Genomic DNA, 573 nt, shown 5'->3' with positions numbered 1-573 from the left:
CCCACTGGTTTCCGCTACGGGATGGCGGTCGGGCAAGATGGTGTCTTTCTGGCCGTACTACGGCAGTTGGCACGCCAACCAGGGTGCCGCGCCTGACCGCATCTCCCGAGCACGTCGACAGAGAGCAGATCTGGCCGCCTTCGTTCGTGCGCTCCACCGCAGCCACGCCGAGGAAGGCCGCTCCTGGGAGAACGAGGACCTTGCAAGTTTCCTGGAGGCCCTGGCAGCTTGGATCGAGGATGCGGACGGCTGGTACCGCAACGCCGGCCGCGAGTTGCCAGCCAGCGGCGACTGGAGCTTCTTCGCACGAGCCTTGCGAGCGGCAACCGTTTACGAGTAGCCGAGTCGCGAAAATGACCCCGCGGACAGACGTGCTCGGGCCGCGGGACGATGCTCGGCTCCAGGGCCGGCGCGGCGGCAGCCGCAGCCCGCGCTCGTTCCACCTCGGCCAGCTGCTCGGCGAGCACGGACGGGGTCAGCTTGAGCTTGGCGAAGGCGGCAGCCAGGGTCTCATCGGTGTCCGGATCAGAGACGGCGCTCCTCGATGAGGGCGGCCCCGCTGACGGGGGTCTG

1 protein-coding gene is annotated in these 573 nt (G+C 68.6%); it reads left to right on the top strand.

Annotated features, from left to right (window positions below; translation table 11 throughout):
* Nucleotides 1-340, top strand: a 340-nt coding sequence (locus BZY54_RS54395) for a DUF7660 family protein (protein WP_244217712.1), incomplete at its 5' end; no start/stop codon positions are given.
* Nucleotides 341-573 lie beyond the last annotated feature (233 nt).

The sequence above is a fragment of the Streptomyces carpinensis genome, assembly GCF_002154505.1.
Taxonomy (GTDB): domain Bacteria; phylum Actinomycetota; class Actinomycetes; order Streptomycetales; family Streptomycetaceae; genus Streptomyces; species Streptomyces carpinensis.
This window is presented reverse-complemented; position numbering and strand designations above follow the sequence as displayed.